The 18449-nt window shown below is 47.1% G+C and carries 18 protein-coding genes; 4 read left to right on the forward strand and 14 right to left on the reverse strand.

What is annotated here, in order from left to right; genetic code table 11:
• Positions 1-74: 74 nt before the first annotated feature.
• Positions 75-545, reverse strand: coding sequence for a sodium-dependent transporter (locus BUC50_RS07335; RefSeq protein WP_502686064.1), 471 nt, complete (start codon positions 543-545; stop codon positions 75-77).
• A gap of 333 nt (positions 546-878) precedes the next feature.
• Here BUC50_RS07335 and BUC50_RS07340 point away from each other — a divergent pair, with 333 nt between their 5' ends.
• Genes BUC50_RS07340 through hypE form a run of 3 tightly spaced genes read left to right on the forward strand, consistent with a single transcriptional unit; the run spans position 879 to position 3203 of the window.
• Complete coding sequence (locus BUC50_RS07340) at positions 879-1121, forward strand: HypC/HybG/HupF family hydrogenase formation chaperone (RefSeq protein WP_013048781.1); 243 nt, start codon at positions 879-881, stop codon at positions 1119-1121.
• Positions 1078-2256, forward strand: a complete 1179-nt coding sequence (gene hypD, locus BUC50_RS07345) for a hydrogenase formation protein HypD (protein ID WP_273311874.1) — start codon at positions 1078-1080, stop codon at positions 2254-2256. The genes BUC50_RS07340 and hypD overlap by 44 nt, the downstream gene beginning before the upstream one ends.
• Before the next feature lie 20 nt (positions 2257-2276).
• On the forward strand, positions 2277-3203 hold the full coding sequence (gene hypE, locus BUC50_RS07350; RefSeq protein ID WP_352397012.1) for a hydrogenase expression/formation protein HypE: 927 nt from the start codon (positions 2277-2279) through the stop codon (positions 3201-3203).
• Between the two features lie 70 nt (positions 3204-3273).
• Here hypE and BUC50_RS07355 read toward each other — a convergent pair whose 3' ends face one another.
• The 11 genes from BUC50_RS07355 to queD all read right to left on the reverse strand — a co-directional run bounded on the left by BUC50_RS07355 (position 3274) and on the right by queD (position 12867).
• The gene (locus BUC50_RS07355; protein ID WP_213700733.1) at positions 3274-4062 is read right to left on the reverse strand and encodes a TIGR00282 family metallophosphoesterase; all 789 of its coding nucleotides are present in this window, start codon (positions 4060-4062) and stop codon (positions 3274-3276) included.
• A gap of 12 nt (positions 4063-4074) precedes the next feature.
• Positions 4075-5616: a ribonuclease Y gene (rny, locus tag BUC50_RS07360; protein ID WP_273015114.1), complete on the reverse strand. Its 1542-nt coding sequence runs from the start codon at positions 5614-5616 to the stop codon at positions 4075-4077.
• A 90-nt stretch (positions 5617-5706) separates the two neighbouring features.
• Entirely contained in the window at positions 5707-6141 is a 435-nt protein-coding gene (locus BUC50_RS07365; protein WP_213700735.1) for a regulatory protein RecX, read from the reverse strand.
• Entirely contained in the window at positions 6138-8225 is a 2088-nt protein-coding gene (gene recG / locus BUC50_RS07370; protein ID WP_013048787.1) for an ATP-dependent DNA helicase RecG, read from the reverse strand. Before recG ends, BUC50_RS07365 begins: the two co-directional genes overlap by 4 nt.
• Before the next feature lie 5 nt (positions 8226-8230).
• The gene (locus BUC50_RS07375) at positions 8231-8698 is read right to left on the reverse strand and encodes a DivIVA domain-containing protein (protein WP_013048788.1); all 468 of its coding nucleotides are present in this window, start codon (positions 8696-8698) and stop codon (positions 8231-8233) included.
• Positions 8691-9092: a cell division protein SepF gene (sepF, locus tag BUC50_RS07380; protein WP_013048789.1), complete on the reverse strand. Its 402-nt coding sequence runs from the start codon at positions 9090-9092 to the stop codon at positions 8691-8693. Before sepF ends, BUC50_RS07375 begins: the two co-directional genes overlap by 8 nt.
• 26 nt (positions 9093-9118) lie before the next feature.
• Entirely contained in the window at positions 9119-9823 is a 705-nt protein-coding gene (locus BUC50_RS07385) for a YggS family pyridoxal phosphate-dependent enzyme (protein WP_013048790.1), read from the reverse strand.
• Positions 9817-10746 (reverse strand): HlyD family efflux transporter periplasmic adaptor subunit, encoded by a 930-nt coding sequence (locus BUC50_RS07390; protein WP_013048791.1) that lies wholly within the window; start codon positions 10744-10746, stop codon positions 9817-9819. Before BUC50_RS07390 ends, BUC50_RS07385 begins: the two co-directional genes overlap by 7 nt.
• Positions 10747-10749: 3 nt before the next feature.
• Positions 10750-11724 (reverse strand): 2-hydroxyacid dehydrogenase, encoded by a 975-nt coding sequence (locus BUC50_RS07395; protein WP_013048792.1) that lies wholly within the window; start codon positions 11722-11724, stop codon positions 10750-10752.
• The gene (folE2, locus tag BUC50_RS07400; RefSeq protein ID WP_013048793.1) at positions 11721-12506 is read right to left on the reverse strand and encodes a GTP cyclohydrolase FolE2; all 786 of its coding nucleotides are present in this window, start codon (positions 12504-12506) and stop codon (positions 11721-11723) included. Before folE2 ends, BUC50_RS07395 begins: the two co-directional genes overlap by 4 nt.
• Positions 12499-12867: a 6-carboxytetrahydropterin synthase QueD gene (queD, locus tag BUC50_RS07405; protein ID WP_013048794.1), complete on the reverse strand. Its 369-nt coding sequence runs from the start codon at positions 12865-12867 to the stop codon at positions 12499-12501. Before queD ends, folE2 begins: the two co-directional genes overlap by 8 nt.
• A 322-nt stretch (positions 12868-13189) precedes the next feature.
• Here queD and BUC50_RS07410 point away from each other — a divergent pair, with 322 nt between their 5' ends.
• Positions 13190-15301, forward strand: coding sequence for a glutamine synthetase III family protein (locus BUC50_RS07410; RefSeq protein ID WP_013048795.1), 2112 nt, complete (start codon positions 13190-13192; stop codon positions 15299-15301).
• A 49-nt stretch (positions 15302-15350) separates the two neighbouring features.
• On the opposite strand, the gene BUC50_RS07415 is transcribed toward BUC50_RS07410, so the two are convergent.
• A complete protein-coding gene (locus BUC50_RS07415; protein ID WP_169302815.1) occupies positions 15351-17009 on the reverse strand; it encodes an O-antigen ligase family protein in 1659 nt (552 codons plus the stop codon).
• Between the two features lie 87 nt (positions 17010-17096).
• Positions 17097-18449, reverse strand: a complete 1353-nt coding sequence (gene dnaB, locus BUC50_RS07420; protein ID WP_013048797.1) for a replicative DNA helicase — start codon at positions 18447-18449, stop codon at positions 17097-17099.

An 18449-nucleotide genomic window follows, 5' to 3' on the forward strand; every position in this document is an offset into this window, starting at 1 on the left:
GTGGGCTTGTCCTTTTGGCCATTGTTAAAACCTCCTGTTGTCAGTATATTTTACTTCACCGACTATGAGGAAGTTTACACAAACTTATAGGCACTACCGTATAGAATGACCTGGGGCGTGTTCGTAACAAAACCGCCAAATACATCTCCAGCCTTCCCTGCTGCGCCGGCCTCCATAAGCCCCGTCCACGTGATAATAAAGTACTTAATAGTCCAGCCGCCGATGACAGCATAATAAGACAGAATTATAAACCCGGCTGCGACACCCATCCAACCCACGAGAGGCCACGCGCCCCCCTTAAGTTTTTTAAAGGAGCCCACGGCATTGAGCTGGGCACGACGACCTATGGCTATTTCCGCAAGCATAACTGAGAAACCGATAACGAAAACAAGTGCTACATAAAGAAAAACAAAGGCCGCGCCACCATATTGACCGGTAATATAAGGAAACCTCCAAATGTTACCAAGCCCTACGGCTGAGCCGGCCGCTGCAAGAATAAATCCTATTCTACTTCCCCACTGTTCTCTTTCTCCATTATTGCTCATGTTCCGCATAACCCCCCTTTTTCATTTGGTCCTCTTTCACCAGCTCGCGCCGGTGATCTCTCATAACCATCGACACTCGTCTATAAATAAATATGATATTTTTTGCTCCCTCACCTCCCGCATGAATTTTCAGAAACACTGTCAAGTATGCAAAATAGCAAAAATTGACATTATTCAAGAAATATAAAAGGTGTTTTAATTATACATCAAGAGGTTAAAAATTGTAGTCCTTCATTGAAAAATATAGGATTGAAATATCCGATTGTTTTTTCTGTCCATTGCGTTAGGGGCAATATGGAGTAGAATTATACACTGAAAGGAGTGATTGGCAAGATGTGTCTTGCGGTTCCCCACACTATTGAAAGAATTTTAGACCATAATACCGTTTTAGCTACTGCTGGTTCTGTACAGGTAGAAGTTCGCGTTGACTTGATAGACTCTGCCGATATTGGCGATACAGTGCTTGTTCATGCCGGATTTGCCATCGAAAAACTTGAAGAAAATGACTCTATAGAATTACAGGCCCTCTGGAATGAGATACATCTCTACTCAGAAAAAAGCCATGTCACCCTTTGATAGGAAGCCTGGCCAGATCGAAGCTTCTTATACGGCGCACCATGTAATAGAAGCCATCGGCCAGCGTCTCACAAAACCACTGACTTTCATGGAGGTTTGCGGTACTCATACCGTTTCTATTTTTCGCTCTGGCATTCGCTCTGTTCTTCCTCCAGGCCTTTCTCTGATCTCTGGACCGGGATGCCCTGTTTGCGTAACAGACCAGGGGGAAATAGATTGTGCCATAAACCTTCTCGACATGCCTGATATTACTATGGCAACATATGGGGATATGCTTCGCGTACCGGGAACACGAGGCTCTCTTTCGGAACGGAAAAGCGATGGAAAAGATGTCAGGCTTATAACAAGTGCCGCTCAGGCTTTATCAATTGCCGAGGACAATCCAGAGCGCGAGATCGTCTTTCTGGCCGTCGGTTTTGAAACGACAGCTCCTGCCACTGCCGCAACCATACTAGAAGCTACAGAAAAGAATATCACAAACTTTTCAATCCTTGTCTATCATAAACAGACGCCGCCAGTACTTGAGCAACTGGTCAAAGACCCTGATCTAAAGATTAACGGTTTTATACTGCCTGGCCATGTAAGTGTTATTTTAGGTCACAAAGCCTATCGCTTTCTAGCCGATCACTATGGCGTCCCCTGTGCCATTGCAGGTTTTGAACCCATGGATATTCTTTTAGCCATAGCGGATCTGGTCTTTCAGCATTCAAATGGAGAGACGGCCCTCCATTCTCTTTACCCCAGAGCAGTGAGACCAGAAGGAAACCAGAAAGCCCTGGATTTGATTTCAAAAGTTTTCACTCCTTGTTCCGCTCGATGGCGGGGATTAGGGCTCATTCCATCTTCCGGATATGCCCTGAAAGATGAGTTTGCAGCCTTTGATGCCCTTCTGCGCTTTGGAATAACCATTCCCACTCCTAAACCGCCTGCAGGCTGTTGTTGTGGGGATGTGTTGGCTGGACACATAACCCCCTTGAAATGCCCTCTTTTTGCTGCTGCATGCACCCCCATGACACCTGTGGGCCCATGTATGGTTTCAAGTGAAGGATCATGTTCGGCCTATTATAAATATAATAGAGGAGGTGCATCCCCCTGGAAAAGGTCACCCTCGGCCACGGAAGCGGCGGACGACTAACACAAAATCTAATACAGACCATTCTTTCAGTTTTCCCTGAGCAGAACCTTACATCAAACCTGGAGGATTGTGCTCTCATCTGGGGGAAAATTGGCGTCACAATTGACAGTTTTACAGTTTCTCCCAGGGATTTCCCTGGCGGTGATATTGGGGAACTAGCGATTTGCGGAAGTGCCAATGATTTGGCGGTACGAGGGGTGCTCCCTCGTTTTATAGCCATGAGCGTAGTCGCAGAGGAAGGACTTCACATGGCTGAGCTCGCGCGGTATATGAAGAGCGCCGCCCGCGTTTGCGAAGATCTTAACATTCAGCTGGTTGCCGGTGATACAAAAGTTGTTCCTAAAGGACATGTGGAAGGTCTTTTCATTACCACCTGCGCTGTGGGAGAACAGATTACGGAAGAACCTTTGGGAATGGACCGCTTGCAGTCGGGAGACAAGATTATTGCAAGCACATCCATAGGACGACATGGAGCGGCCATAGGTGCCAGTCGGTTCAATCTCAATCCAGAAGACCTGAAAAGCGACTGCGCCCCTCTCTGGCCAGCTTTAAAGCCCCTATTGGCCCTGAAAGGGTTACGTTGCATGCGGGATTGTACCCGGGGCGGATTAGGAACTGTTATGTGCGAGTGGGCAGAAGGGCGCAATATAGGAATCACCCTGGTGGAAAAACAGATTCCTATAAGGATAGCCGTACAATCAGTTTGTGATATTCTAGGCTTCGACCCTCTCTACCTTGCCTGTGAAGGATGCGCTGCCATTGCGGTAGCTCCTGATGACGCTGACAGGGCCTTGGGGCTTTTGCGAGAAAGCTCTCTCTGCGAGGAAGCCGCTGTTATTGGAACTGTGACAGAAGATCACGCAGGGATGGTGGCCCTTCAAACGGAAATAGGCGGAATGAGGGTTGTGGATATGCCTGTTGGTGAAATGCTGCCGCGCATTTGCTAAAGAAAGCAACAAATATAAAAAGGGGAACTCTCCAGACTAGGAGAGTTCCCCTTTTTATATTTTACTTCCATCAGGCCTCTGTTTCACAAAGGGACCTGGCTATTCGCTGTATTGACACAGCCTTTTTTGTTTCATTATCCACATCGACTATCACAGCATTGAGACGGAGGTCACCACTTGCCACCTGAAAACGGGATGGGAGACTCGTAAGGAACCGGGGTAGAACACTTTCAAGTGTCATACCTATGGCGCTTTGAAAGGATCCCGTCATCCCCACGTCAGAAATATAGGCCGTTCCCCCTGGAAGAATCTCTTCATCAGCTGTCTGGACATGGGTGTGAGTTCCCAGAAAAGCCGAAACCCTGCCGTCCAGATAAAATCCCAACACTCGCTTTTCAGAAGTGGCCTCTGCATGAAAATCCACAAGCACCGGCACGTCTGCAAACGTTTCTAGAACTTCGTCAGCCTTGCGAAAGGGACAATCTATATCAGGCATAAAGACCCGTCCCTGCAAGTTTATGAGTCCTAACTTCATTCCATTCTTAGAAAGAACGGTCCATCCCAACCCCGGGCATCCCGGAGGATAGTTCGCCGGTCTTATTACTCTTGGCTCTCCGTCAAGAACCGTAAAGAAATCAGACCGATCCCATATGTGGTTGCCAGAGGTAATGCCATCCACCCCGGCAGCGAATAGTTCATTCATGATCTTATCGGTCAGTCCTTTGCCAGCAGCTGCATTTTCTCCGTTTACGATCACGAAATCAATTTTGGAAAACTCTTTTCTTAGAAGAGGCAACAGGGCCGAAAAGATCTTTCGTCCCGGCCGCCCTACAATATCACCAACGAAAAGTATCCTCATAACATAAAGGGCCTATTTCGCGTACTCTGTTGCCCGAACCTCCCTGGTCACTGTAACTTTAATCTGACCGGGATACTTCATTTCCTCTTCTATCTTTCGAGCAATGTCATAGGCCGTCTTGTAAACCACCCCTTCATCCGTTACATTCGGTGAAACAATGACTCGCACCTCTCGTCCAGCCTGAATGGCAAAAGCCTTGCTTACCCCTTTAAATGACTTTGCCACTTCCTCAAGTTTTTCAAGTCTGCGTATATACGCATCAAGACTCTCTCGTCTGGCCCCGGGGCGAGATGCGCTCACCGCATCAGCTGCAGCAACTATAACATCATATACAGAAGTCTGCTCCACATCCTCGTGATGGGCAGCTATGGCATTGATGATTTCTGGTGTTTCTCCGTAGCGCTTTGCCAGATCAGATCCAATAAGAGCATGAGGGCCTTCAATCTGATGGTCCACAGCTTTTCCTATGTCATGGAGCAACCCGGCACGTCGGGCCATCTCTTCGTCCAGCCCCAGTTCTCCTGCTATAATTCCCGATAAGTGAGAAACCTCAAGGCTGTGCTGAAGGGCATTTTGCCCATAACTGTAACGGAATCGAAGCTGGCCAATAAGACATACCAACTCATCGTGCATGTTTTTAATGCCAGTTTCTAGAAGGGCCGTTTCTCCCGCTTCAAGAATCTGCTCTTCGACGTCGCTGGTCGCTTTTTCAACAAGTTCTTCTATTCGGGCTGGATGAATGCGCCCATCAGCCACAAGCCTTTCAAGTGAAAGACGGGCTACTTCTCTTCGCACTGGATCGAAACTGCTTAACGTAACAGCTTCAGGCGTATCGTCCACTATGAGGTCCACTCCTGTCAGAGTTTCAAAAGAACGGATGTTTCGACCTTCCCGTCCGATAATACGACCCTTCATCTCATCTGAAGGCAAAGGAACTACGCTTACCGCTACTTCTGATGTCTGCTCAACCGCACACCTCTGTATTGCTGTTACGAGCACTTCCTTAGCTTTCTTATCCGCATCACGCCGTGTCTTTTCTTCCAGATCTTTAATCAACATCCCCAAGTCATGCTGGACATTCTCTTCTGTCTCTTTTAATAGAACCTGACGAGCGTCTTCTCTGGACATTTCAGCGATTTCTTCAAGGCGTTTGACTTGCTCAAGACGAATAAGCTCTATTTCTGCCGACTGCTTCTCCACTTCTTCCTTTTGGAGGCGAAGCTCTTCTTCCTTATGGCTCATACGGTCAATTTTCTTATCGAGGTTCTCTTCTTTTTGTTCGAGTCGCCGTTCTGCTCTCTGCAGCTCCGATCGGCGCTCTTTGTTCTCCCTTTCCAGTTCCTGGCGAAGTTTATAAGATTCTTCCCTGGCCTCTGTCAATTTCTCCCGTTTACGCTGTTCCCCTTCTTGAACCGCCTCTTTAAGAATTGTTTCTGCCCTTAGTTTGGCGTTTTCAAGATGTTTTGCTCCAATAGTTTTTGAAAGCATAAACCCTGCTGCAACTCCAGCAGCAAGGCCTGCAGCTATTCCTATAATAGCAGTCATAATTTGCATAATTGGCCAATCACTCCTCATTTTATTATCAAGGTGCTGTCATATTTAATGGAGACTGCACACGTAGTGCTGAGGGTTCTATTTTACAGGTCAAAAGAAGGGCTCACAAGTCCTTTCTAAAGCAATTCTGCAAGAACTGGGAGAAAAACCCCGACGAACCAACCGCCCCCATATTCTACGAGGGTCAATATCATGGTCTTTCCATTCTCCTGCTAAGATGCAGGCGCGCTGGACTTCGTCAGACTCTGCCTCCTCAAGCACTTTCTCAATCACGCAGCGAGCCACCTTTCGCCTGCGCAACTCATCCCGCAACTTCCGGTCACCCCAGCCTCTATGGGATGCCACAAAAAGAATACTATAAGCTTCATCATCAAGAAAGCCTAATTCTTTGTACTGCTCAACTAATTTATCCGCTTCTTCTTCAGCTGCACCCTTTTTTATGAGTTTATCGTGTATTTGCCAACATGTATAGGCTCCACGGGTTAACAATCGCTGAAGATAGTTTTCAAGATTCCGGTCACTCATGCTATTCCCGCCAATTCAAGGTTTTTTCCCACCGTTCTCAAAACATAATCTAGAAGTCCCTGTTCTTCAGAAAGGCGAGGGTCACATTCCACAAGACTGAAAGCATCTTTTCTAGCCATGTCGAGCAGAGAACGATCCTTTAAGAGATCTGCCACTCTGAAATCTGTAATTCCATGCTGCCTGACGCCACACACCTCACCCGGTCCCCTAAGCCTCAAATCAGCTTCCGCTATTTTAAAACCGTCGGTGGTGGCACACATAACCTTGAGTCTTTCTACACCTTCCCTGGTGGTTGGATTGCTCAATAGAACGCAGTAGCTCTGGTTCCCGCCCCTTCCCACCCTCCCGCGAAGCTGATGAAGTTGGGAGAGACCAAAACGATCAGCATCTTCTATGACCATCACAGTGGCCTGGGGGACATCAACTCCTACTTCAATAACCGTGGTAGAAACGATTAAGTCAAGATGCCCCCTCGCAAAACTCCTCATTATGGTTTCTTTTTCACTCGATGGAAGCTGACCATGCAAAAGACCTACGTTCAGATCCGGGAAAAGTTTCTTGAGATATTCGTACCTCTCAGTTACCGAAGCCACTGAAAGGGTTTCACTTTCATCTATGAGAGGGCAAACCCAGTATATCCTTTCCCTGGCGGAGCACCTCTCCCGTATAAAGGCCCACAACCGTCCCTCTTCTTTTTTCTTAAGCCATCTCGTCTGTATGGGTGTTCTGCCTGGCGGCATTTCATCAATGACTGAAACAGAAAGATCCCCATAGACTGAAAGGGTGAGGGTCCGTGGAATAGGCGTAGCTGTCATGACCAATATATGAGGAGCTTGCCCCTCATTGGCCCCCTTGGCGCGAAGGGCGTTTTTTTGCAGCACGCCAAACCGATGCTGTTCATCTATGACGGCAAACCCTAGATTTGAAAAGGTGACGGGGTCAGAAAACAGGGCGTGAGTTCCTACCACAACGTGGGCCTCACCTGTGCTGATCTTTTGCAATGTCAATTCCCTCGCCCTGTTTTTCAAAGAACCTATGAGCAGCACCACCGAAACCCCCAAGGGCTCCAGAAAAGAATGCAACCTGTAGTAGTGTTGTTGAGCCAATATTTCTGTAGGAGCCATAAAAGCCCCCTGGTACCCTCCCTCCACAGCTTGAAGGAGGGCCAGAACAGCTACTGCTGTTTTGCCAGACCCCACATCCCCCTGAAGAAGGCGATGCATGGGGATATTAAGGGCCATATCCTGACTTATTTCTAGAGAAACTTTCTTCTGAGCTTCCGTGAGAGGGTAGGGAAAGATTTCTTTCAGGAAACGCTCTTTCAGTCTTCCGCTCTCTGGCAGTATTGGAGCTTTTTCAGCCAGACGGGACCGCTCTCCTCGTCGGAGAGCCATACCTGTCTGAAGCACAAAGAGCTCCTGATAGGCCAGGCGATCTCTCGCCTTTTTCCAGCTTTCACGCCCCTGGGGGTAATGCATTTCTAGAATAGAGTCATAGAGGGGAGGGAAAGCATGTTTCAATCGTAAAAAATCAGGTAACGGATCAAAAATAAATGGGCTATTATCAAGACAAAAACGAATGAGCTTGCGAAACCACCGCTGATGCAATCCAGCAGTAAGTGGATAGATTGGCACCACTTGACCAATAGATTCAGGGCTTTCCCCTTCTTCTATGATTTCAAATTCAGGATTTGTGATCTGAAGATGTCCGTATTTCCAATCTATTGGACCATACAAGGCAACCTCTTTGCCTGGCGTAAGCAAGCGTTCCAGTCCTTTTCTATTGAACCAGACTGCGCGAAGAAAATCCTGACCGTCTGTCATAAGTCCCTGAATAATGACAAATCCTTTCCTGGATGTTTGACGCTTTTCTACCGCTACGACGCGGACAAGAAGTGAAACTGTGGTTTCCGGCCTCAATTTGGCCAAAGAGGTTAAACCTCTTCTGTCTTCGTAACGGCGTGGGAAAAATAGAATCAAATCTTCAGCAGTCTGAATGCCAAGGCGGTTCAATTGCTTTTCTCTTACCGCCCCTACCCCTTTAATATAGCGCACAGACTGCTGATGCAATTTTTTCTCCGTCACTCCCTTTAACTCTCCTCCGGTTTGTCTTCAATGGAGTTAAGTATGGAAGAGAATTTCGATAAAAGAGCCACCATATCTCCTTTGAATACCCGCTTCAGGTCTGCAAAACTAGCAGCTTCCCGCCGATGAAGATCCCGCTCGTTCATAGCCTCGAACACTATGCGCTCACTTTTGGCCCGAGCTTCAGAAATAATCGCGTCGGCCTCCTGTTTCGCCGCTTCCGTTTTGGCTTCAGCACTTTTCTGAGCCATAAGAAGAGTTTCCTGCAATGTGTCTTTCAGATTGTTATACTCTTTTAATTGCCCTTCATAGAGCAAGGCTTCCCGCTCCAGGTCTGTTATCTGCTGAGCCATCAGACGAAGAGTTTCTGCTATTTGATCGAGAAATTCATCAACCTGATCGGGGTCATACCCGCGAATAGATCTTGAAAAAGTCTTACTTTCAATATCAAGGGCCGTTATAAGATCAGGCACGATGTTCCTCCTTCCATTCCTCTGTTATCCCCTTACGCGGAGAAGCTATAAAAACTCCAGGCGACACTCGCACCACATCTCCACGCATTGCAAATGCAACTCCACATAAAAAATCAAGTACGCTTTGCCCAACATCCCGTTCCATGTTTCGCAAATCCACAATGACCATAAGTCCTCTATGAAGAGCTTCTCCAAGTTCTTCCCTCCGGTCAAGGCAGAGTTCACCCCGGCAAATCACTATTTGTGCCTGGGTGGGAGGAGTTTTTAATACCCTTTTCTGCCGTTCCTCCAGATCTTCTTCGGTACGAACCGGTACTTCCAGAGCTGCCTCGTTCCCCACATCATCATAGTCGTATTCGGCAAGCCCCAGCATAGCCATCAGGCGCTCAAACATTGAACCACCTCCTGTAATTAGAGCGGTCAATATGATCGGGGACCAAAAATAGCCGTCCCGATCCGAACCATGGTACTACCCTCCTCAATGGCCCACTGAAAATCTCCACTCATACCCATGGAAAGCTCCGGCAAGGACACTCCCGTGGAAGAGCTCAGATCATCTCGCAGGTTCCTGAGCAGCGCAAAAGCCTCCCTTACTCTGTTTTCATCATCTGTAAGGGGGCCGACGGTCATAAAACCAGCTACATGTAGAGAGGGACACTTTTCTATTACAAAATCAAGAAGTGCTTGTACATCCTTTGGCGCAACACCATGTTTAGATGTTTCTCCAGACGTATTTACCTCTAGCAGCACCTGGACGGTGCGGTTCATTTCTACACATATGCGTTCCAGTCTCTCTGCAAGGGATTCGGACTCCAATGACTGTATCGTATGAAATATTTCAAGGGCCTTCCGCGCCTTGTTCCGCTGAAGATGGCCCACAAGGTGCCATTGAGCCTGAACCTCCTCAGGCCACGAACATATTTTTGTCTGGGCCTCCTGAACCCGGTTCTCTCCAATGTACATAATGCCAGCATCCCGAATGGCCGTTACCATTTCTTCCACCGCGTGGTTTTTTGTTATGGCAATAAGTTTTATCTCATGAGCCTGGCGCCCACTTTTGGCAGCGCCTTCCTCGATACTGTTGCGAATAAGTTCTACATTTTTACGTATGTCTATAGTTACCATAGCTCTACTCTGCCCTCCCTGGCATGATCTGCTTTAAGAATAACGATATTCCCTGGCTGAAGTCCACTTGTAATGAAAAAAAGATGATCTGTCAGGGGAATGCCTTTGACCTCTTTAAATCTGGCGTAATTTCCCTCCACAATAAAGACGCCTAATTTGCCCTCTCGCGAAATGACAGCAGATTGGGGAATGGACACGCCAACATGCTCTTCTGTAGAAATAAGATACGATACAGAACGTTTTTTAACAATATTAACAGGAAAAAAGGGAAGGGAAAGATATAATTTCACCCTATGTCCCATTTTTCTCACAACCCGTACTTCCGCTTGGTACAGAGGGTCTTTAGGACCGCGACGTAAAGATATCAATCCCCGCTTTAACTGTTTATCAAGGGCTGGAGTCAAATCCGCATACCCTACCGCTCTTAACTCCTGAGGCATGGGGATAAGCTTTCCAATAAAGCCACCCCTCTCTGCTGTATGTCCCATTGAAAAGAGCGAAAGCTCTGGGGTTTGGGGAATCCTGTCTTCTCCCGCCCAAAGGGACTGATAACTTAATCTCCCCTCAAAGCCATCGAGACCGGGAACAAAGTAGCCTGTCAGGGGCGCGCGAAGCTGTTGACGTGATTCTTCACCCACAGTTGCTATGACATCTCCCTGACTCACTCTCCCACCACTTTCAGGAACAGTATAGGCCACATTTCCCCCAACTGGGGTGGTTACAATGATTTCTTCCCATAAAAGCATTCCTGAAAAAGGCATTTCTTCCTCATAAGAATGAGGAACAGCCTGAGTGATACGAGGGTGGGTCACCTCATAATTACGCCACCAAAGCCCATAAACCCATATGGCTGCCGTTATAAAACATAAAACCATAACTCCATAGGCAACGGCTTTTCTTTTTTCCCCAAAATTAAAATTCATCGATTACAGCGTCTTCCTTCTGTTAATATCTTGGACATTGAGACAAGAACATGGTTCACGTCCATCTGACAGCCTTTTGATGTTTTCTACTATAAAGTCAACGGCACCCTGAAAGGAAGCATCTGTTACCCCGCCAACGTGAGGAGTAGTTGTTATGAGAGGATGGTGAAGGATGGGGTCGGCAATATCGGGCGGCTCGTTCCAAAATACATCAAGCCCCGCCCCGGCAATCCATTGATTTTGGATAGCCTTGTCAAAAGCTTCCCGTTCCACAATATCTCCACGAGCTACATTAATAAAAAAGGCATCTCTGTCCATAGCCTGAAAAAAAGACTCGCCAATAGTATGCCTCGTTTCGGGCGTCAATGCCAGGGCAACAATGACAAACCGGCATCCAGTCACTGCCTTTTCTATTTCTGTCAAAAGGTGGAAGGTGTCTACGCCCCATTGGAAGAACTCGTCCCTATAGGTGCGGTTGACTCCTGCCACAGTCATCCCAAGGCCCTTCAAACGCTCTACCAGACAGTGTCCCAGATTGCCAAGACCGATGACACAGGCTTTTTTGCCCCACAGAACTGTCCCTGGAGGTGTAAAGACCTTGCCCTCCAAGAGTTTTTCTCGGGATCGATGATATCGCCTTCCTAGAAGCATCATATGGAGAATGGCCATTTCTGCAACTCCTTCCCCATTACCAGTGCCCCTGGATGGTATGTTGCAGGCATATATGCCCAAATCCGTACAGTCCTGAATGTTAAGGCCTTCCACACCCGCACCCCACTGCTGAACCATTTTAAGGTTTGTTCCATGTTGGAGAAGACTTTTTGTAATATTCATAGGACGGATGACAAGCACATCCGCCCATGGAAGTTTCTGCTCGAGTTCTCCGTCGCCTGCCACATCCAGAGAATGTTCCTTAAAAGCAGGAAAAAGACTATCCCTCAATCGCAGAAAGGCCTTGTCCCCAAAGAGTATATTCATATGGACCCCCCATGAGCCACATGTCTTTCAAGCTCTGCAAAAGCATCGTGATTATGAATGCTTTCAGAGCTGACCACTCTCACTTTGTACCAGGATATGCGGGGTTCAGCTTCAAGTGCCAAGGCCGTGTCACGGAGCACGTCTTCTACGAATTTAGCGTTGTTATAGGCCTCCTCTGTTACATATTTTTCATCTTCTCTTTTCAGCAAAGTGTGAAGAGGAGCAGAACCGCAGCGTTCTGCAATTTCAACAAGCTCTTCGATCCAGACAAAATTTTTCATGCGGGCTGATATGTCTATTCTGCCCCGCTGATTATGGGCACCCGCCTCAGAGATTTCTTTTGAGCAGGGACACAGTGTCTGTACAGGAACTGAAACTGTGGTCACAAGATCAAAGGTATCCGATTTCTGAGACCAGAATGTCACATCATAACGGGAATAACTTGGAAGATTGGTTACCGGGGCGTAACGGCGCATAAAATAGGGAAATTGAAAAGTGATCTCAGCCCGGTCTGCGTGAAGGACCTTCCGAAGATGCTCCGTAATATGCTCCATTTGTGAAAGTGTCACTTTCCCCTGGAATTCCTCAAGAACTTCAATAAAACGACTCATATGTGTGCCCCGATAGTGATGGGGCAAGGAAACAGCCATGGAGATCTCCGCCACTGTTCGCTGCTCATTCTGCTGTCTATCGAGAACTATAATGGGGTAAGAGAGGTTTCTCACCCCCACAAGGTCAATGGGAATTTTTCTTGAGTCTCGCTCGTTCTGCACGTCACGCATTGATGTCTTCCTTTCTAACGACTACTCCACTGGTCGCTGTCTCCCAAATTTCTACTGCCTCCAAATGGCAGTTAGGTCGTCGCAGAAAACCCTCTATTTCTTTCCAGACCCATACCGCAATATTTTCCGCCGAAGGCTGGGGGATAATATCATTGATATACGCGTGGTCAAGACGTGAAATGACCCGCTCTTTAACGAGGGAAGAAACTTCACAGAAATCAATGACCATGCCTTCATGGTCTGGTATGCCTTCAATGATCACTACCATGCGATAGGTATGGCCATGAAGTTTTTCGCACTTCCCCTTGTAATGGATTAGGTTATGGGCGGCATCGAATACAAATTCTTTTTTAAGAAGCATTGTGTCTAAGCTCCTTTCTTTCTAATATATTGTCTATTAGATTTTACACCAAAAAACCCCCTCTCCCTCGCTGAGAAAATATACCTTCATGGTTTTCAGGGCAAGCATGAAATCATAGGCTCTTCTTTAAGCATGAATTTTCTCAAATAACATGATTAATCATAGCTCCTTATACTCCAAAAACCTCTTTATCCACCTTTTATACGCACCAATCTATTTTTTAAACATTAAATATGAAAACTATTGACTCCGTTTATTTTTGGTGCTATAAATCAGCATCATTTTTTTGTAATATCCACTCTATAAGTGAGAAGGGATTATGATGCCATACGATAAGCCGCGGGATATTTTCGGGATGTATGTTTTTGACAGAAGAGCCATGAGAGAGCGCCTCCCAAGGGATATATACGATACTCTCATCGCATCTATCGAGGTTGGGCAGAAACTAGATGCCAGTATTGCGGATATGGTGGCAGCTGCCATGAAAGAATGGGCGTTATCAAAAGGAGCCACTCACTATACCCACTGGTTCCACCCCCGCACAGATCTCACCGCTGAAAAACACATGGCTTTCCTTTCAGCAGATGAAAATGGGCTGCCCATGGAGTCTTTTAAGGGAAAGGAATTAGTACAAAGTGAACCGGATGCCTCGTCTTTCCCTTCCGGCGGCATTCGCTCCACCTTTGAAGCGCGAGGATACAGCGCCTGGGATCCCACAAGTCCAGCATTTGTTGTCACTAGCCGTAAAGGGGGAACACTGTGCATCCCCTCTGTCTTTATATCCTACGATGGCACCCCCCTTGACCTCAAGACTCCTCTGATGAAATCTCTCGATGCGGTAGAAAGCAGGGCCCTTCGTCTTCTCAAGCTTTTTGGGAACCGCGGATTACGGTGGGCCAAGGTTACGGTAGGGGCTGAACAGGAATACTTTCTTGTGGATGGTGAAAGAGCTCGCAAGCGCCCAGATCTTCAATTCTGCGGCCGCACGATCATTGGCTGCCAACCCCCTAAAGGGCAACAGATGGAAGATCACTATTTTGGAGCCATCCCCCCCAGGGTCCTCGCCTATATGGAAGATGTAGAGCGCGATCTCTATCGTCTTGGGGTCGTTATCACCACTCGCCATAACGAAGCGGCTCCCTGCCAATTCGAATTTGCCCCTCAATTCTCTGAAGCGAACCTCGCCTGCGATCAGAACCAACTTGTTATGGAAACCATGCGGAAGATGGCCCGCCGCCACGATCTTATGCTCCTGCTTCATGAAAAACCTTTCGCTGGTCTGAATGGGAGCGGAAAGCATATTAATTTCTCAATACAGGACAGCGATGGGAAGAACGTTTTGAAACCGTCTACCAACCATCGGAAGAACATTCAGTTTTTGACCTTTCTTTCCGCTCTTCTTCTTGGGCTTTCCCGCTACAGCCCTTTGCTTCGGGCATCCATAGCCTCGCCGGGAAACATGCACCGTCTTGGCGGACACGAGGCTCCGCCGCCTATTATGAGCGTATATCTTGGAAACACCCTTGCCACGATTATGGAACGAATCGAACAGGGTCTTCCTGAGTCTTTTCCAGGGAAAAGCCTTATAGACCTGGGACTCAATCGTTTGCCAGAGATTCGGGCTGACAATACGGATAGGAACAGAACGGCGCCTATAGCCTTTACCGGCAACAAATTTGAGTTCAGGGCCCCTGGAGCATCGCAATCCATCGCCGGCCCTCTCACCATGATCTTAAGCATCTGGGCGTGGGGGCTTGACCAGATGTGCTCTAGGATCGAAGCGCGCCTTGGTGGGGGAGATGTGGTGGATGCGGCCCTTGAAGCCATTCGATATGCCGCTCAAGAAAGCAGGAACATCCGTTTTGAAGGAAATGCCTATAGCCAGGAGTGGCATGACGAAGCGCGAAGGAGAGGCCTTTCCATTGCCAACACTACGCCTGAGGCCCTGGCCCTCTATCTTGTGCCAGAACACCGTCAACTTTTATCTGATCTTCATGTTATGACAGACAGAGAAACGTCAGCCTATTATGAAATAAGACTTGAACAATATATAAAGACTGTGGAGATCGAGATGGGAATTTTGCACTCTATGGTATGGGAAGGAATTCTGCCAGCCCTTACAAAACAGATAGTTTTAGAAGGCCAGTCCCTTTCTGCCATTGAGGGCAAGATCAATATTGATACTCAGCCCTGGATGGGGTTTACCGAACGTCTCTGCACATTGAAAAGCGGACTTCTCACCTCTATTGAACACCTTGACAACCTGCGCAAAACCATTCAGGACAAGCCCATAGAGAAGCAGGCCCAGGTACTCACCGAAGAGGGCCTGCCCCTGTACGAAGCCATCAGGGGCATGTGCGATGCTGCCGAGTCTATAACTGCAGCCAGTGTCTGGCCCTATCCTACCTATAGGGATCTGCTTTACATTTCATAAACCAGGCAACGTAATAAAGGGGACAGTGATGGATATATTTCTGTCCCCTTTATTGGGTATAAGGAGACAGTTCATTGAGAAGGGTTTCGTTATTCAACCTGTGCCCCCAGTTTAAAAGGATACCTAGATCCTTTCCATGAGGTTCGTGTTGAAAAACATCATAAAGACGGTTGAGCCCCGCGGAGACCATTTGCGGATTCCGCAGACGCTCTCCCGTATTTAAGTAATGATAGGCCAATTGCTTTTGAGCAAGATCTTGCACCATAAAAGATTTGCCGGCCCTTTCTAGATAGTCTCTCTGCAAATCCACGTCCTTAACATTGAAGGAAGAGCTCAAAAGATAATCCCCGTACATACCTTGACCAAGGAATAGAAGCCCCAAAAGGACACCCACGCCAAGCAGAGTAAAAAAAGCTTTCTTGCTTTTTCTAAAAAAAGAAAACAACGGCTGGGTGCCAAGAATCTCCTTATTGGCTATCGCAAAAGCCACAACCATCCATAGAACGTTTTCGATACGATGGAAAGGGCGGGTCCATAGACCTGTGCCTAAAATAAGAGCGATAAGAGATGTTCCCCACAAAATCTCATGAGGGAGACGAATTTTTCTCCATATTATCCCCCCAAAACTCCAGAGCCACCAACCTGCAAGAAGCAAAAGCCACAATCCCCCCACAATCCCTGTTTCACATAACCACTGAAGGTATTCATTATGGGCCCAGTAAGTGAATTGCCAGGCTTTTTCAGGGTGAAGAGCACGCATAGAGCGCTGAGCTTCTAGATAATGCCATTTATACTGGCCTAGACCTACCCCCTGAAGGGGGTGGGATCGAAACATATACCAAGAAGTAAGCCAGATGCTGTCTCTTTTGCCAACGGAAGCCGGATTCTCAAGAACATCTGCAAATTTTTGCCTCAGGGTCCCTATTCTCCCCTTATTCATTTCAATGGTAACTCCCAGTATGACAAAAAAAATAAGAATCACTGCTAAAGATTTCTTCTGAATCTCCCTAGACTGGGTCCTCAATGACATTATCAGCATAAAGATGATGCCCGCCCCAATTCCAAAAATTGCGGAGCGGCTTGTGGTATTCCAAAGCCCCCACTCTATCACCGCCATAAAAATGATGATCGGGATACCTGAAACAATAGTTTTCTTTTTTATATAAAGATACATGGTGTTAAGTACACAAATAGCCAGCCACAGCCCTAACATGTTTTGTTGACCGGTATTAGCGATGTAATGTCCTGGTGTAGCTAGAATAAAAGGAAAGAAGCCATTCATTCCCCGAAGCTGCAATTCTGCGAAAAAAACGCTCAAAGTACCGCTAATGGCACTTCCCCACAACATAAAAGAGAGAAACTCCATAGAGAAAAAATTCGAAGCAACAACATAAAGAACCCAAAGCCCGGCGAAGAAGAACCAGCTTCGCAAGAATGTTGGGGGGGAAGATATGGGAACCCAAAGAGGCTGCAATGTTATATAAACCAAAAAGGCAAGCCATATAAGGGCGAAGAAGTCAACAGAAAAGAAAAAAACGACCCTTTTATTAAAAGAACTGGCCCAAAGAACCAATACTATCAGAGCAATGGGAACAAAAGCCGTAACCCATTTTAGAAGATGTAAGCTCTGAAACCAGTGGTTGCCTGAGAAAACCATATTTGGGAAAATGAGCATGGCAAAAAAGCAGGAAAATAAAAAGCCCTCCATTAAAAATGAGGGGCTTTCATTAGAGAAAGACGGATCTTTCATTTTGTTTATTCTATCCATAGCCTGTCTTCGCAACTTACTGACCTGCTACATGAAGGTTCTTTCAACATTTACAAATCTTGTATATTCTTTTAAGAACACAAGATTCACGTCGCCTGTAGGCCCATTACGATGTTTGGCTATCCGGATGGTTGCCCTGTTATCTTCTTCTTCTGGAGAGGCTGCCGTGTCATAATATCCAGGCCGGTATAAGAGCATGACCAAGTCGGCGTCCTGCTCTATAGCGCCACTATCGCGAAGGTCAGACAGCTGGGGCATTTTCTCGTTTCGCTGTTCCACTGCGCGGGAAAGCTGGGAAAGGGCTATAACTGGAACATCAAGCTCACGAGCCACTCCCTTTAAGGCCCTCGATATTTCCGCGACTTCCTGCTGTTTGCTATCGATGCGGCGAGCAAAACTCATGAGCTGAAGGTAGTCAACCACTATGAGTCCCAGATTTTCAAAACGGGATTTGAACCGTCTGGCCCTGGCCCTAAATTCGAGAGTGGAAAGCATTGAACTATCGTCTATAAAAAGTGGGGCCTGAGAGAGACGGCCAGCGGCATCGGCAAGTTTTTCCCAGTCCTTTTCAGCAAAGGAACCATTTCTAATGTCATGAATATTCACCTTGGCTTCAGATCCGAGCATCCTCTGGACAAGCTGCTCAGCGCTCATTTCAAGACTGAAAATGAGGATAGGCTCCTTTCGTTCAACTCCACCATATTGGGCGATATTCAAGGCCAATGCCGTTTTCCCCATAGAGGGACGGGCAGCTATGATATTAAGGCTGCCAGGCTGCAGGCCTCCTGTCATTCTGTCGAATTGATAAAAACCGGTAGAAAAACCGGTTACATCCTGATCGGATTTTCGATACTGGGTTTCTATGATCTGGAATGTTTTGCCTAACACATCAGAGATGGGTCTGAAATTCGTTCTGTTCCTCTTCTGAGCTATTTCGAAAACTGCTTTTTCCGCCTCTTCCAGAATCTCGTCCACTTCCCGCTCTTCAGAGTAGCCGAGATGAACAATGGTGTTTCCAGCAGAGATCAGACGGCGATGTATAGACTTATCTTTCACAATCAAGGCATAATACTCCGCATTTGCAGTGGTGGTCACACCGTTGACAAGTCCTGCTATAAAGGGCTGCCCTCCGATTTTTTCTACTAGTTCGCGCTTGGTTGACTCTTCCAGGAAGGTCAGGGCATCTACAGGTTTATCCCGCTGTGCCATATCACAAATAATATCAAAGGCCAGGCGATGGTTTAAATCATAAAAATCATCAGGGACAAGCGTCTCCATCACCATGTTGAGGGCTTCCCTATCAACAAGGCAAGCCCCTAATACGGCGCGCTCTGCCTCAAGACTTGACGGAGGCACTCGATTATATATATTTTCACCCAC

This window comes from Aminobacterium sp. EBM-42, assembly GCF_001896635.1.
In the GTDB taxonomy this organism is placed as follows: Bacteria; Synergistota; Synergistia; order Synergistales; family Aminobacteriaceae; genus Aminobacterium; species Aminobacterium colombiense.

Excerpts from the sequence above, each read along its gene's own strand:
- sepF (WP_013048789.1), bottom strand. The coding sequence starts at position 9,092 with ATGTTTGAGCGCCTGATGGCTATGCTGGGGCTTGCCGAATACGACTAT.
- BUC50_RS07395 (WP_013048792.1), bottom strand. The coding sequence starts at position 11,724 with ATGAATATACTCTTTGGGGACAAGGCCTTTCTGCGATTGAGGGATAGT.
- BUC50_RS07340 (WP_013048781.1), top strand. The coding sequence starts at position 879 with ATGTGTCTTGCGGTTCCCCACACTATTGAAAGAATTTTAGACCATAAT.
- BUC50_RS07365 (WP_213700735.1), bottom strand. The coding sequence starts at position 6,141 with ATGAGTGACCGGAATCTTGAAAACTATCTTCAGCGATTGTTAACCCGT.
- BUC50_RS07390 (WP_013048791.1), bottom strand. The coding sequence starts at position 10,746 with ATGAATTTTAATTTTGGGGAAAAAAGAAAAGCCGTTGCCTATGGAGTT.
- folE2 (WP_013048793.1), bottom strand. The coding sequence starts at position 12,506 with ATGCGTGACGTGCAGAACGAGCGAGACTCAAGAAAAATTCCCATTGAC.
- hypD (WP_273311874.1), top strand. The coding sequence starts at position 1,078 with ATGAGATACATCTCTACTCAGAAAAAAGCCATGTCACCCTTTGATAGG.
- BUC50_RS07415 (WP_169302815.1), bottom strand. The coding sequence starts at position 17,009 with ATGGAGGGCTTTTTATTTTCCTGCTTTTTTGCCATGCTCATTTTCCCA.
- BUC50_RS07385 (WP_013048790.1), bottom strand. The coding sequence starts at position 9,823 with ATGGTAACTATAGACATACGTAAAAATGTAGAACTTATTCGCAACAGT.
- queD (WP_013048794.1), bottom strand. The coding sequence starts at position 12,867 with ATGCTTCTTAAAAAAGAATTTGTATTCGATGCCGCCCATAACCTAATC.
- BUC50_RS07355 (WP_213700733.1), bottom strand. The coding sequence starts at position 4,062 with ATGAGGATACTTTTCGTTGGTGATATTGTAGGGCGGCCGGGACGAAAG.
- rny (WP_273015114.1), bottom strand. The coding sequence starts at position 5,616 with ATGCAAATTATGACTGCTATTATAGGAATAGCTGCAGGCCTTGCTGCT.
- BUC50_RS07410 (WP_013048795.1), top strand. The coding sequence starts at position 13,190 with ATGCCATACGATAAGCCGCGGGATATTTTCGGGATGTATGTTTTTGAC.
- BUC50_RS07335 (WP_502686064.1), bottom strand. The coding sequence starts at position 545 with ATGAGCAATAATGGAGAAAGAGAACAGTGGGGAAGTAGAATAGGATTT.